The sequence below is a fragment of the Hephaestia mangrovi genome, assembly GCF_019880555.1.
Lineage (GTDB): Bacteria > Pseudomonadota > Alphaproteobacteria > Sphingomonadales > Sphingomonadaceae > Sphingomonas > Sphingomonas mangrovi.
Genome location: NZ_JAINVU010000002.1, coordinates 125,824 through 140,792, shown reverse-complemented (window position 1 = coordinate 140,792; position 14,969 = coordinate 125,824). Strand labels below are relative to the sequence as shown.

Below are 14,969 nucleotides of genomic sequence, written 5' to 3'. Positions count from 1 at the left end.
GGCACTTCGTCGTGAAGTGCCTCCTCCCGTGCTTTGAGTGTTTTCCGTCGCCCTATGAAATGAGCAGCAGGCCAATGACGTCGATCGGACAAATAACGAGATTTGATCATGAATGACGCTCATCTGCGCGAGATCGTCATTCTCGGCGGCGGCGCGGCTGGCTGGATGGCGGCTGCTTTGCTCGCCAAGAAGATCGACACCAACCTCACGCGCATCACTTTGGTCGAATCCGCGGAAATCGGCGCGATCGGGGTTGGCGAAGCGACCATTCCCGTATTGCGGAATTATAACAATCTGCTCGGCATCGATGAGTTCGACTTTGTCCGCAGGACACAAGGCACATTCAAGCTGGGAATAGAATTTTGCGATTGGGGCGTGCCCGATAACAGGCATTTCCACGCATTCAGCGATTATGGACATGCGATCGAAGGGGTGGCGGCCCATCATTATTGGCTGAAACTGCGTGCGGCGGGCGAACCCCATCCGATAGATGATTATTCTTTCCCTTATTGGATGGCGCGTTCAGGGAATTTCTCGCCCAGCGATCCCAACAATTTGAGATATCTCCATGCCTTCCATTTCGACGCCACCCTCTACGCGCGTTATTTGCGCGATGTCGCGCAGTCTCTCGGCGTGGTGCGTATCGAAGGCAGGCTGATCGATGTCGAGCGAGATGGCGAATCTGGCCATATTCGAACAATAAGACTCGCCGACGGTCGCGAAGTGGCCGGTGACTTTTTCATAGATTGCACTGGCTTCGCGTCGGAATTGTTGGGCAAGGCGTTACAAACGCCCTACGTCAATTGGTCGCACTGGCTGCTGTGCGATCGCGCGATTGCGCTGCCTTCTACAAGGACCGTAACGCCGAACCCTTTCACGCGGTCGACTGCGCACGAAGGCGGATGGAGCTGGAACATTCCGCTTCAACATCGCTCCGGCAACGGAATCGTTTATTGTTCTGAATATTGGAAGGATGAGGCGGCGCTCGAAACCCTTGAACGCGCCCTGGAGGGAACGCCTCTCGCCGAACCGAGAACTTTCCGCTTCACCTCCGGGCATCGGAAGTTGTTCTGGAATCATAACTGCGTCGGGATAGGCTTTGCCTCCGGGTTCCTGGAGCCGCTCGAATCCACTGGTATCCAGCTTATCGTATTAGCCATCGTCAGGCTGCTTGAGCTGTTCCCGGATCGTCATTTCGACCCCGTCCTTCGCAACGAATATAACCGCATTGCCACGACCGAGATGGAGCGCGTCCGCGATTTCATCATTGCCCATTACTCCCTGTCGCGCCGCCCCGAACCCTTATGGGCCGCGTGTCGCAATATGGCGATCCCCGACAGCCTGCGGCACAAGCTGGAGGTTTGGCGTTCCAGCGGACGCGTGCCCCTGGGAGAGGCCGAGTCCTACAAGGAACCGAGCTGGGTGGCGATCTTGCTGGGCAACGGCGTCATTCCCTCGCGGTATGACGTCCAGGCCGATGTGCTTCCTCTCGAAGCGGTGAGCGCGGGGATGGAGAGGCGCAGAACGAGCATGCGGCAAGCGGCGCAGGCGCTCCCCCCGCATCAGGCGTTTATCGATCGTCACTGCAAGGCGCCGGTGTCTGATCTGTCCCGGCCGATTCCGTCGGCTCTTGCAGGCTGAAGCGATTGGTGTTGGCCGACGATAGGAACGGAGCCCGATCATGAGGACGCGTTATGCCGCCCCGGCGCAACCCGATCGAAGCGGCCTATCGCATCGGCTGCGGCGGGCATCACATCGGAAGGCGAAGCGATTCCTCAGCCGATCCTGGGCACAGCGGCTTTGGCGTCGAGCCGTGGTCGCGCGCTGGATCGCCATGGTATCGCGGCAACTTCTCCAAAGCCGGGCGCTGCCCGTGCTGTTCCTCGCGTTCGTTTTGGCGACGCCGGCGTCGTCGCGGAGCGTGGAACTCAACACCGGCTGGCGCTTCCATCGCGGCGATGAGGCCGGCGCGGCGCGACCTGCGTTCGATGATAGCGGCTGGCGGGCCGTCAGCGTTCCCCATGACTGGTCGATCGAGGATCTACCCGGCCAATCCCATCCTTTCGACAAAAACGCACCCGGCGGGGCGGCGATTGCCTATACCGATGGCGGCATCGGCTGGTATCGCCTGAGGTTAGACTTGCCCGCCGACGTGCGGTCCCGCTCCGTGTTCCTGCATTTCGGCGCGGTTTACATGAATGCGGAAATCTGGGTGAACGGTCAGCCCGTCGGGCAGCATGCTTATGGCTACACGCCGTTCACGCTCGACATCGGTGATGCGGTCCGACCCGGCACGAACCTGATCGCGGTGCAGGTCGACAACGAACAGCCATCCTCGCGCTGGTATTCGGGCTCCGGCATTCTCCGGCGGGTTTATCTGAAGGTGCTGGACAAGGTTCACATCGATCCGGACGGCCCCACGATCACCACGCCCGAGGTCGCGGTGGACAAGGCGGCGGTCCACACGACAACCATTGTGGCTAACGATTTGGCTCGCCCGGTCGAAGCCCAGTTGATCAGCGCGGTCGTCGATGCATCCGGCCACGAGGTCAGTCGGACCGCGTCGGTCCGTACCATCGCCGGTGGCGCCAGCGCCGATATCGTCCAGGCACAGACGCTCGATCAGCCGGCGCTGTGGTCACCCGACACCCCCAATCTGTACCATCTCGTTCAGGAGGTCAGGCTGGGCGGGCGGCTCGTGGATCGTCGCGAGACCAGCTTCGGCGTGCGTCGCGTGACTTTCGACGCCCAACACGGTCTCCGGATCAACGGCAAGCCCTTCCTGCTGCGAGGCGGGGCGATCCATAGCGACAATTACATGCTCGGCGGCGTGTCGCTGCCCAGGGCCGACGAGCGCAAGCTCGAGCTGATGAAAGCGGCTGGCTACAACGCCGTGCGCAGCGCCCACAATCCGGCGAGCCAGGGATTGCTGGACGCCGCCGATCGCCTCGGCATGCTGGTCATCGATGAGGCATTCGATGCCTGGACGGTGGCCAAGCAGAAGAACGACTATAGCCGTCATTTCAAGCAGGACTGGCGCAGCGATATCGCGAGCATGATCGCGTCCGGGCGCAATCATCCGAGCGTGATCCTGTGGAGCATCGGCAATGAAATTCCCGAACTTACCAAGCCCGCCGGCCACGACGAGGCGCGCGCGCTTGCCGATCTGATCCACAAGCTCGACCCGACCCGGCCGGTCACTGCCGCGGTCAACCAGTTCGGGCCTGGCTCGGAGGGTTTCATCAAGGCCTTGGACGTGGCCGGCTACAATTATTATCCAGAACGTTACGGCCCGGATCACGCGGCTGATCCCGACCGGGTGATGTTTGGATCGGAATCCTTTTCGGCCCAGGCGTTCGACTATTGGACTGCGGTCGAGACCATGCCCTGGGTCGTCGGCGATTTCGTGTGGACCGGCTTCGATTATCTCGGCGAGGCCGGCATCGGCTGGACCGGCTTCAACAGCCATTTCGGCATCGGGCCCTATCCTTGGCAACTCGCCATGGCCGGGGAAATCGACGCCACCGGCCGGCTGCGGCCCGCCGCTTATTATCGCGAAGTGCTGTGGAAGACCCACATCACGCCGACCTCGGCCTTCGTCGAATGGCCGGGTGCCGTGGGGTCATTGCCGGACAAGGCCAGCGGCGGCCAGCTCGCGCTGACGAACTGGGTGCAGGACGATCTCCATCCGGTATGGCACGCCTTCGGCCTGCCGGCCGATTACATGCCGCGCAAGATCGTCGTCTTTTCCGAGGACGATGAGGTCGAACTGTTCCTCAACGGGCGCAGTCTCGGCCGCAAGCCGGTGTCGAAGGCCACCGAGTACGAGGCGGTGTTCCATGCCCGGTTCGAACCGGGCGAACTGAAGGCGGTGGGCTATGTCCACGGCAAGCCCGTGTCGCAATGGACGCTGGAAACCGCCGGCCCGCCCGCCGCGATCCGCCTGAATGTGGATCGGTCGAGCATTCGGGCCGATGGGGACGATCTGGCCTATGTCACCGCCGAGCTGGTCGATGCCAAGGGGCGGCCGACCTATATGCCCGAAAGCGACAGGTTGCTGACCTTCAAGGTCGAGGGTGCGGGCGTGTTGGCCGGCGTCGGCAATGGCGATCCGACAGCGCTCGAAAGCTTTCAGAGCGGCAAGCGTTCCACCTTTCACGGCCGGGCGGTGGCAGTCATCCGCGCCGGTCGCCGTCCGGGGCCGATCCGCATGGAGGTGCAAGGGGCCGGTCTGCCGCCTGTGGCCGTCACCGTCCTAGCCGGCGAAGAATGTAGGACGAAACGGGCAAACGCCCTGGGGGAGCCCGTGGCGTCGCGCCGAGGTGAGGCCGGACGGCCGTTGGGGCGCACCCATTGAGCAGCAAGGTTGCCCTGCACGACACCGCCTTTGAGCTGGTACGGCTCAATCGCGCATTCTTGCGCCCGTTGCGTACCCGCGCTGCGCTGCGAGATATGCGGGCTCTTGAGAAAACAGCGTCTCCCCCTCGTGCGGCGATCGGCTCCTGCGGGAGGCGGTCGCCGCACTCTTTTTGGGGGGAAACTTCGCTCGAGAATTATGAAGAGAATTTTATCAAACTTTTGTAATTGAAAGGAAATATGAATGAAGATGGGGAGACGGGAGCTTCTGGCCTCGACAATTGCGTTGGCGGTCGGCGGCTGCGGCGGCAGCACCTCCAGTTCTGCTTCGTCGATCCCGATGACCCCGGCACCAGCACCGTCGCCGTCACCCTCCCCCACCCCAACACCAACACCAACACCAACACCAACACCAACAAGCCTCTATCCAAGCTATAACACCAACCCGATCCCGCCGGATTCGACGGGCATGACGAGCACCGCGGTGGATATCGCCAGCCGCATCACGCTGGGCTTCAACATCGGCAACACGCTGGAGGCCACTGGCGGGGAAACGGCCTGGGGCAACCCGAAGATCACGCAGGGCCTGGTCGACGGCATCAAGGCGGCCGGCTTCGATTCCATCCGCCTGCCCCGTTCGTGGGACCAATATGCCGATCAGACAACCGCGGCGATCAGCGCATCCTGGCTCGATCGCGTCAAGGAGGTCGTGCAATATTGCATGAATGCGGACATGCGGGTGCTGCTCAACATCCACTGGGATGGCGGCTGGCTCGAGAAGAATGTGACGGTCGACAAGAAGGATGCCGTCGTCGCCAAGCAGAAGGCCTTCTGGGAGCAGATCGCCACGCATCTGCGCGATTTCGACGAGCGCCTGATGTTCGCCAGCGCGAACGAGCCCGATTGCAGCACCGCGGAGCAGATGGAGGTGCTTTACGCCTATCATCAGGCCTGTATCGACGCGGTGCGCTCAACGGGGGGGAAGAACGCCTATCGCGTGGTGGTGCTGCAGACGCCTCAAACGGGCATCGATCTGGCCAAGAAGCTTTGGTACCGCATGCCGACCGATACGGCATCCAACCGGCTGATGGTCGAGGTCCATTATTACACACCGCCCGAGTTCTGCATCCTGATGGAAGACGCAAGCTGGGGCCGCATGGTCTATTACTGGGGCAAGAATTATCACTCGACGATCGAGCCGGATCGCAACGCAACCTGGGGTGAGGAAGATACCGTCGACAGCGAAATGGCGATCGAGAAGCAGCAATTCACCAGTCAGGGCGTTCCGGTCATCCTGGGTGAATATGCGACGCCGAAGCGGAGCACGCCGCTCGACCTGCAGCGGCATCTGGATTCGCGCGCGCACTGGATGGAATATGTCACCCGGCAGGCCCGAGCCAACGGCGTGCTGCCTTTCCTTTGGGATACGGGAGAACTCATCGATCGCTACAATTATACCGTCAAAGACCGGCAAGGCCTGGACGCGCTGCTGCAGGGCGCGGGCAAGGCTTGATCGAGCTGAGCCGCCCCCTTCGGCACCTTCAATCACCAATCAGGGAAACCCAATATCATGATCGATCCTACACGCCGTAGCCTGCTGGGCGGGGGTATCGCGCTGATGGCCGCCAGTGCCGCCACTCGCGTTGCCGCGCAGCCGCCCAAAGGCGCCGACGAGGTGATCCCGCTGTGGCCCGGCACGCCGCCGGGGGGTGCGGGCATTCATCTGACCGAGAAGGCCGTAGACCAGTCGCATGACCCCGCGCATCCCGATCGCTGGCTGACGCAGATCGGCACGCCGATGCTGGTGGTGAAGCGCGCCGCCAAGCCCAATGGCACCGCGGTCATGTCGATACCCGGCGGCGGCTATGGCTTCCTGGCCTATGACAATGAGGGCACCGAACAGGCGGCGTGGTTGAACGCGCGCGGCGTCACCACCTTCATCCTGCTCTATCGCCTGCCGGGCGAAGGCTGGGCGCAGCGCGCCGACGTGCCGTTGCAGGATGCGCAGCGTGCAATGCGGGTGATCCGCGCCAATGCCGGTCGCTTCGGCATCCATCCCGATCACGTCGCGATCCTCGGCTTTTCGGCGGGCGGGCACCTGGCAGGCTCGCTGGCGACGCGGTTCGACGACAAGGTCTATGATCCGGTCGACGATACCGACAACCTCTCCGCACGGCCCGATCTCGCGGGTCTGATCTATCCCGTGATCACGATGGGGCCGGCAGCGCATGTCGGCTCGCGCGACAACCTTCTGGGCAACGCCTCGACCAAGGCCGAACGCGATGCCTATTCGGTCGAGAACAATGTGACGGAAGGCACGCCGCCAGTGTTCCTGTGTTGTGCCGGCGACGATGGCGTGGTGCCGCCGGTCAACAGCCTGATGATGTATCAGGCGATGCTGAAGGCCGGTCAGCCGGCAGAGCTGCACGCTTTCGAAAAGGGCGGCCACGGCTTCGGTGTGCGCCTGCCCCAGGGCATGCCGGGTTCACACTGGCCCGATCTGTTCATGCGCTTCGCCCAGTATCAGAAGGTGCTGGCGTAGGCGCCGGCGCGCTTGCGGCCGGGTGACCGTAGCGGCTGCCACCGCGAGGTCGGCCAAAGAAGCGGCATAAAGGGGGAGAATGATGAGACGATTGCTGATCCTCATGTTCATGGCGATCGTCTCGATAGCGTCGATCGGATGGGCCGGGTGCGCGGTTGCCGCGCCCGGCCGCGCGCTTCCGGTCAGCGGCACGGTGCGGACGCGGCTCAACTTCAATGCCGGTTGGCGCTTTGAGCGGCGCGACGTGCCCGACGGGCAAAATCCCGCTCTCGATGATGCCGACTGGCAGCGTGTGGGATTGCCGCACAGTTTCAGCATCCCCTATTTCCAATCGCCGTCCTTCTATGTCGGCTATGGCTGGTATCGAAAGAGCTTCGACCTGCCCGCGTTAGCGAAGACGCGACACCTCTTCCTTGAGTTCGAGGGCGTATTCCAGGTTGCCGACGTGTTTGTGAACGGCGTCCGGGTGGGTGGACATCGCGGCGGTTACACCGGCTTTTCGATCGACATCACGGACGCGGTGCATCCGGGGCGGAATCTGGTCGCCGTCCGGGTCAACAACAAATGGGATCCGACGCTGGCCCCGCGCGCCGGCGAGCATGTGTTCAGCGGCGGCATTTATCGCGATGTCTGGCTCGTCGCTACCAACGGGGTTCATGTAACCTGGACGGGGACGCGCATCACGACGCCCGATCTGTCGGCCGCCTCCGGCCGCGTCGCCGCCGATACCGAGGTGCGCAACGACGCCGATCATCCCGTCCGCGTGCGGGTTCAAAGCAGCGTCGTCAGCGATCATGGCGCGACCGTCGCCACATTGCCGGACACCACGATCGAGATCGGCCCGCAGCAGACGGTGACGGCACACCAGCTTTCGGCACCCATCGCGCATCCCCATTTGTGGAGCCCCGACACACCGACGCTCTATCGCGTGAAGACTCGCCTGCTGGTCGGCGGCAACGAACGCGACCGATACCAGACCGAATTCGGCTTCCGCTGGTTCAAATGGACGGCGGACAAGGGCTTTTTCCTCAACGGCAAGCACCTCTATTTCCGCGGCGCCAATGTCCATCAGGATCAGGCCGGCTGGGGCGACGCCGTCACCGACAAGGCGATCGACCGCGACGTCCAGCTGATGAAGGATGCCGGTTTCGATTTCATCCGCGGATCGCATTATCCGCACGATCCGCATTTTGCCGAAGCGACCGATCGCATCGGCATGATGTTCCTGTCCGAAGAATCCTTCTGGGGCACCGCCGGCTTCAAGAATCCGTGGGGCGCATCGGCCTATCCGACCGACCCGGCGAACCAGGCGGCGTTCGACGCCAGCGTCCTGCAGCAGCTTGCCGAGATGATCCGCATCAACCGCAATCATCCCTCGATCGTCGCATGGGGGATGGACAATGAGGTGTTCTTCTCAACGAAGGAGACGATGCCCAACGTGCGCCACCTGCTGCGCGAGGAAGTGGCGCTGGCCCACAAGCTCGATCCGACCCGCCCGGCCTCGATCGATGGCGCGCAGCGCGGTGATATCGATCATCTCGGCGATATTGTCGGCTATAATGGCGACGGCGCGTTCCTGTTCCCCGATCCGGGCATTCCGAACTTCGTCGCCGAATATGGCTCGACCATTTCGGATCGGCCGGGCGAATATGCGCCCGGATGGGGCGACTTGCCGAAGACGCCGGGAGCAAAACCGGACCAGCCTTATTCCTGGCGCCTGCCATGGCGATCGGGCGAAGTAATCTGGGCGGGGTTCGACCACGGCTCGATCGCCGGCCGGTATGGCAGGATGGGAATCGTCGATTATTCCCGCCTGCCGAAGCGAAGCTGGTATTGGTATCGCCATGCCTATCGTGGGATCGCGCCGCCGCCATGGCCCAAGCCGGGCGAGCCCGCCGCGCTGCGGCTGACATCGAGTTCGCCGACCATTCGCCATGCCGACGGCACGGATGACGTTCAGTTGGTGATCACGGTGGTCGATGCCAGCGGCAAACCGATCAGCAACAGCCCGCCTGTCACCCTGGCGATCGTGTCCGGGCCGGGTGAACTGCCGACGGGCCGATCGATCACCTTCTCACCCGATGGCGACATTCCGATTAGGGACGGCAAGGCGGCGATCGCCATGCGAAGCTACCGCAAAGGCGTCACTCGAATCCGGGCAAGCTCACCGGGGCTTCGCGACGGCATGATCGAGATCAGGACGACCAGCGGCCCGCGCTTCGTTCCCGGTGTGACGCCGGTGGCGGCTGATCGCCCCTATATCCGCTTCGAGGGTGATTCCGGCGCGGCGGAGGCGGAAACGGTGCTGGGCACGAACAACCCGACCGCCGCCAGCTCGAGCGCTGAAGGCCATTCGTCCCGGCTCGTCAATGATGGGAATCCGGCCACTTACTGGCAGGCGGCGCCCGGCGACACCAGGCCCTGGATCATCGTCGATCCCGAGCGCATCCTGCAATATCACAGGCTTCGTATTCGCTTCCCACAGGCGGCGCCCTATGGGCTGACCATCGACGTGCGAATGGCCGACGGCACCTGGAAAACGGTGGCCCATCAGCCGGTCGGCGGCGATACCGGCCAGGAGCGGGACTTGGCGCTGCCGGAGCTGAAGGGTGGCCCCGTCCGCGTCTCGATCGAGGCACCCCCCGGCGTGCCTGCCGGCGTCGCCGAGATAGAGATCGTCGGCAAGGTCGACAATCGCTGACTTAAAATCCGCCCTGCATCACATTCTGAAGGATCGGAAATAGAGTGTCGAAGAAAGGAATCGCCATGTCGCGCACCGTGTCGAGCGGGATCACGATAGCGGGGGCCGCGCTGCTGATCGGCGTCTCGCTTCAGCCGACGGCCGCCCGGACAGAATCGGCGCAGGCGAACGCGACGACCAACGCCCCGGCCTCGCCCGTTTCCCTTCTCACCGCCGACGCGCATGGCGCGACCTTCGCTGTTCCCGGCGGCAAGGTGCGTGTCGACCTGTGGAGCGATCGCATCGCTCGGGTCCGCTTCTCCCGCGGCGACACTTTCGTCGATAGCCCCGTTCCCACCGTGATCGGCGCGCCGGCGGCGGTGGGCTGGAAGCAGGAGCAGACGGCGGACGCCTACGTCCTCGCCACCGGCGCCATGCGCGTGCTGGTCGCGAAGTCGAGCGGCGAGGTGACTTTTCAGACGCCCGACGGCAAGCCGATCGGCGGCGAGACCGACATATCGCATCGGCGAACGGAGACGGCGCCGGCCGCCTATGGCAAGATCGAACAGCGTTTCCAGGCGACCGGCGACGCCTTTTACGGCCTGGGCCAGCACCAGAACGGGCTGCTCGACAATGCTGGCACGATCGTGCGGTTGCAACAGGCCAATACCGATGTCGGCATTCCCTTCCTCGTATCCACCGCCGGCTGGGGGCTCCTTTGGAACAATGCGTCGGTAACGCAGGTCGATGTCGCGATGCCGCAGGATCGCGGGCAGATCGTGTTCCGCTCGGAGGCCGGCAGCGAGACCGATTATTATTTCATCTACGGCCCGCGGCTGCACGACGTCATCGCCGGCTATCGTGCGCTGACCGGCACGCCGCCGATGATGGCGCGCTGGACCTGGGGGCTCTGGCAGTCGAAGGAGCATTACGCGACCCAGGATGAGTTGCTTTCAGTCGCCGCGCGCTATCGGCGGATGGGCGTGCCGCTGGATGCCGTTGTGCAGGACTGGCAATATTGGCGCCCCGGCCAATGGGGTAGCCACGCGTTCGATCCGACCCGCTATCCCGATCCCAAGGCAATGCTGCAGAGGCTGCACGACGAGCATGTCCACAGCATCGTGTCGGTCTGGGCGCGCTTCGATCTCGGCACGGCGAACCTTGCCGAGCTGAGCGCGGCGGGCGCCGCTTTCCCCAAGGTTTATCCCAATGTCTATCCGGCCGGAAAGGGCCGCTGGTATGATCCGTTCTCGGCAAAAGGGCGCGACATCTACTGGCGGCAAATCGCCCGGACGCTGGGCCAGGACGGGTTCGACGGCTATTGGCTGGATGCCAGCGAGGCCGAACTGGGCGGCAATTGGGGCGAGATGCGCGACGTGCAGACGGCCGCCGGGCCGGGCGCACTGGTGTACAACGCCTATCCGTTGCTCCACACCACCGCCGTCTATCAGGGCATGCACACAGATTTTCCCGACAAGCGGCCGGTGATCCTGACGCGATCGGCCTTTGCCGGGCAGCAGCGCAACGCGGCGATCACCTGGTCGGGCGATATCAAGGGCACCTGGGACTTGCTGGCGGCGCAGGTGCCGGCCGCGCTCAACTTCTCGATGAGCGGCATCCCTTATTGGGCGGCGGATATCGGCGGCTTCTTCGGCGGCGATCCGAAGGATCCGGCCTATGCCGAGTTGTTCACCCGCTGGCTGCAGTTCGCGGTCTTCAACCCGATGTTCCGCATCCATGGCACCGGCAAGGGCAAGGAGGTCTGGGAATTCGCCCCCGACGTGCAGGAGCGCCTGATCCGGACGATCGACCTGCGATATCGGCTGCTGCCCTATATCTATTCGCTGTCGTGGGGAGTGACGCATGACGGCGACAGCATGATGCGACCGCTCGCAATGGATTTCCCGGGCGACGTGGCGCTCGACAAGATCACCGACGAATATATGTTCGGGCGCGCGTTTCTGGTCTCCCCTGTGGTGCATTCGGGGGTGACGAGCCGCCATGTGCTCCTTCCCGGCGATACCGCATGGTACGACTTCTGGACCGGCGACCGGATCGCTGGCGGCCGGGCCATCTCCGCCAGCACGCCGCCGGACCATATCCCGCTTTACGTCCGTGCCGGCAGCATCGTCCCGCTGGGGCCGGTCGTCCAATATGCCGACGAGCAGCCCGACGCGCCGCTCGAAATCCGCGTCTATCGCGGGCGGGACGGTCATTTCCGGCTCTATGACGACGCCGGAGACGGCCCCGGCTGGCGAAAGGGCGATCATAGCGTGATCGATTTCACGCTCGACGATCATGCCGGCACGCTGACGATCGGCGCGCGGCAGGGCAGCTATCCCGGCATGGCGAAGCGCCGGCGTTTCCGCATCGTGGAGGTCGGGCCGGGGCAAGGCGCGGGGCTGGAGGATACGGGCACGACCGGCACGCTGGTCAACTATGACGGCCAACCGGTGACGGTGCCGCTGCGCTGACCGGAGCCAACGACGGCGACGGTTGGCAGTTGGTGGGCACCGGCATTGGCGAACGCGTGCCGGCCAGCCGAATGGCATAGCGATCAGCTACCCAGCGGGCGCGCGCGCCTCGTGCAATAGGGCGACGACCTCGGCGTCGCTGGTCTGATCGAAGTGCCGATAATGCGCGCCGACTGCGAAAAACGGCTCGGGCTGATGTAGGCAGACGATCTCGTCGCAATCGTGATGCAGCGCCGCCAGTGTCTCGGCGGGCGCCACCGGCACGGCGAGCACCAGGCGCTCGGGTCCCGCCTTGCGGATGCCTTCCAGCGCGGCGCGGATCGTGCCGCCGGTAGCGATCCCGTCGTCGACGACGATCACCGTCCGCCCGGTCGGCGAGATTGGCACCGCATCGCCCAGATAGGCGTGCCGCCGCCGCTCGATCTCGGCGAGCTGGCGCTGCATCTCGGCGCGGACATAGACCGGCGAGGGGCTAAGCTGGCGAACGATGTCGGGATTGAGCACCAGATGCGGCTCGGCACCGTCGACCACCGCACCGATGCCGAGTTCCTCATGCCCCGGCGCGCCGAGCTTACGGACGATCAGCAGGTCGAGATCGGCGCCCAGCGCGCGCGCCACCTCGAACGCCACCGGCACCCCGCCGCGCGGCAGCGCCAGCACAAGCGGGTGCTGCGGCTTGAGATGTTCCAGCGCGATCGCCAGTCGCCGGCCGGCCTCGCGGCGGTCGCTGAATTCAGGCTGCAGGCCGAACATCTGTCGCCTCCTCGAAATGATGCAGGAACCAGCGCGTCGCGTGATCGACCACGGCGTCGAGCGTGCCCGGCTCCTCGAACAAATGGTGCGCGCCGGGAACGATGATCAGCTCGTGCGGGCAGACAAGGTGTCGCGCCGCGACCTGGTTGAGCTCGATCACCGGCAGGTCGCGGCTGCCCACGATCAGCAGGGTTGCGGCGCGCACGCGGGCCAGCGCGGCGGCGCCGGCGAGATCGGGCCGCCCGCCGCGCGAGACCACCGCGCGCAGGCGCTCCCCGGCCTTCGATGCTGCCAGCAACGCCGCGCCAGCGCCGGTGCTGGCGCCGAAATAGCCGAGCGGCAGGTCTCGCACCGGCCGCACCAGAGCGGTCCAGTCCGCCGCCGCCGCCAGCCGCGAGGCGAGCAGGGGAATGTCGAACACGTTGCGGCGGTCGGCTTCTTCCTCGGGCGTCAGCAAATCGAGCAGCAGCGTGGCGATGCCGGCGCGGCGCAGCCGCTCGGCGACATAGGTGTTGCGCGGGCTCAACCGACCGCTGCCGCTGCCATGCGCGAAGATCACCAGGCCGCGCGGCGCCTCCGGCACACCAAGCAGCGCCGGCAGGCGATCGGGCTCGACCAGGACCTCGGCGGGAGGCTCGATCGCGCGCATCGTCACAGCCCGAACGGCCAGGTTTCCGGTGCGCCGCGCGCGTGCTCGGGGCCGAGGGGCGTTACCGCCCGCGTCCGCTCGAACCACACCAAAGCGTCGAACTGCTCGGCCATCACCGCTTCGAAATAATGGCTCGCCCGCTCGGTCTCGGGTCGATAGACGACACCGATCGCGCGTTCGAGGCGCGGCCCGCGCAACGCGGCGACCAGCTCGCCTTTGCCGCCGCCGCGCCAATCGACCAGGAAGCGCTCGATGCCGGTCTGGCGGAAGGCATGTTCGAAGCTGTCGGGCCGCGCCGGACGCACGGTCTTGATCTCCATGTCGCCGCCCCAGTCGCTCGCCGCGGCGACGGTGCCGGTATCGGTGCCGAAGCCGATCGACACCGCTTCGTCGCCATGCGCCATGCGCGCCAGCTCGCCGATGTTGAATTCGCCCTGCCAGCCCATCGCCGTCGCCGCGGCGTTGCCGACATGGCTGTTGTGCGCCCAGACGATCGCCTTGGCGCCGTCGCCCTGATGCGCGAGCAGCGCCTGCAGCGTGCCGAACATGTGTCGGTCGCGCAGGTTCCAGCTCTCGGTCGAGCTGCGGTACATCGCACGGTAATAGCGTTCGGCGGCGCGGACGATGCGCGCGTTCTGCACCGCGTCGAACCACGCCTCGCCATCGTGCCGGATATAGTCGAGGCGCCGGGCGAGGAGATCGCGGAGCTGCGCGACCGCCTTGCCCTCGCAGCCGCCGTCGCCAGCCATCAGCGCGGCGCGGCCGTAATGGCTCGGCTCGTCCTGCCAGGGCGTCAGGCAGCCATAGCGGCGGCGCGCCTCGGCTGCGCCATCGGGATCGACGCGATCGAGATAGGTCAGCACCGCGTGGATCGATTCGCCCAACGAATAGACGTCGAGCCCGCGGAACGAGACGCGCTCCCCTTCGGGCCGATCGGCATTGTGCGCGCGCAGCCAATCGGCGAACTCGAGCAGTTCGAGGTTGCGCCACATCCAGGTCGGGAAGCGAGCGAACACGTCGCCCCGGCGCGGACGCGGCGCCTGATGGCGGACATAATCGTCGATCCGGGCGGCATCGGGCCAATCGGCCTCGACCGCGACGATCGAAAAGCCGTGATGCTCGATCAGGTGGCGGCTGATCGCGGCGCGGGCGCGGTAGAATTCGCAAGTGCCGTGCGTCGCCTCGCCGAGCAGCACGACCCGCGCATCGCCGAAGCGATCGAACGCGGCGCCGAACGCGCCCGCGTCGGCGGGATCGGGCAACGGCTCGGCATGATGCCGCAGCACGCTAACGAGCGGGTCGGCGACTGTATCCGCCGCGCGATGGAGCACATCATCCCTCATGGGAGCCACTGTGCGCCCTGGCATCCTCAAGTCAGTGCGTAATGATCCTTAGTCCATCGGCACCACCGAAGGGGTTTCATCCGAATATGTAAAACCCCGTATACCCCGGGGAGCAGCCGGCCGGCATTAGCGATCATACCAGGCGTGATGGCTATGAGGGGGCGGGCAATGT

The 14,969-nt window shown here is 64.8% G+C and carries 10 protein-coding genes; 7 read left to right on the top strand and 3 right to left on the bottom strand.

The features are described from left to right. The first annotated feature begins 108 nt into the window (after positions 1-108). From K7G81_RS04635 to K7G81_RS04605, 7 genes are all read left to right on the top strand, one after another. Positions 109-1,641, top strand: coding sequence for a tryptophan halogenase family protein (locus K7G81_RS04635; RefSeq protein WP_223029602.1), 1,533 nt, complete (start codon positions 109-111; stop codon positions 1,639-1,641). A gap of 172 nt (positions 1,642-1,813) precedes the next feature. Continuing rightward, complete coding sequence (locus K7G81_RS04630; RefSeq protein ID WP_223029601.1) at positions 1,814-4,357, top strand: glycoside hydrolase family 2 TIM barrel-domain containing protein; 2,544 nt, start codon at positions 1,814-1,816, stop codon at positions 4,355-4,357. A 239-nt stretch (positions 4,358-4,596) separates the two neighbouring features. Further along, positions 4,597-4,794, top strand: coding sequence for a hypothetical protein (locus K7G81_RS04625; RefSeq protein WP_223029600.1), 198 nt, complete (start codon positions 4,597-4,599; stop codon positions 4,792-4,794). 31 nt (positions 4,795-4,825) lie between these two features. Then, positions 4,826-5,869: a glycoside hydrolase family 5 protein gene (locus tag K7G81_RS04620; protein WP_223029599.1), complete on the top strand. Its 1,044-nt coding sequence runs from the start codon at positions 4,826-4,828 to the stop codon at positions 5,867-5,869. Between the two features lie 57 nt (positions 5,870-5,926). Beyond that, positions 5,927-6,898, top strand: coding sequence for an alpha/beta hydrolase (locus tag K7G81_RS04615; RefSeq protein WP_223029598.1), 972 nt, complete (start codon positions 5,927-5,929; stop codon positions 6,896-6,898). A gap of 79 nt (positions 6,899-6,977) precedes the next feature. Further along, positions 6,978-9,599, top strand: a complete 2,622-nt coding sequence (locus K7G81_RS04610; protein ID WP_255586616.1) for a glycoside hydrolase family 2 protein — start codon at positions 6,978-6,980, stop codon at positions 9,597-9,599. A gap of 65 nt (positions 9,600-9,664) precedes the next feature. Next, complete coding sequence (locus K7G81_RS04605) at positions 9,665-12,052, top strand: glycoside hydrolase family 31 protein (protein WP_223029597.1); 2,388 nt, start codon at positions 9,665-9,667, stop codon at positions 12,050-12,052. An 87-nt stretch (positions 12,053-12,139) separates the two neighbouring features. Here the strand turns inward: K7G81_RS04605 and K7G81_RS04600 are convergent, their stop codons facing one another. Genes K7G81_RS04600 through K7G81_RS04590 form a run of 3 tightly spaced genes read right to left on the bottom strand, consistent with a single transcriptional unit; the run spans position 12,140 to position 14,797 of the window. Then, positions 12,140-12,805, bottom strand: coding sequence for a phosphoribosyltransferase (locus K7G81_RS04600; protein WP_223029596.1), 666 nt, complete (start codon positions 12,803-12,805; stop codon positions 12,140-12,142). Then, on the bottom strand, positions 12,786-13,454 hold the full coding sequence (locus tag K7G81_RS04595) for a dienelactone hydrolase family protein (RefSeq protein WP_223029595.1): 669 nt from the start codon (positions 13,452-13,454) through the stop codon (positions 12,786-12,788). The genes K7G81_RS04600 and K7G81_RS04595 overlap by 20 nt, the downstream gene beginning before the upstream one ends. Before the next feature lie 2 nt (positions 13,455-13,456). Then, positions 13,457-14,797, bottom strand: coding sequence for an erythromycin esterase family protein (locus K7G81_RS04590; protein ID WP_223029594.1), 1,341 nt, complete (start codon positions 14,795-14,797; stop codon positions 13,457-13,459). Positions 14,798-14,969 lie beyond the last annotated feature (172 nt).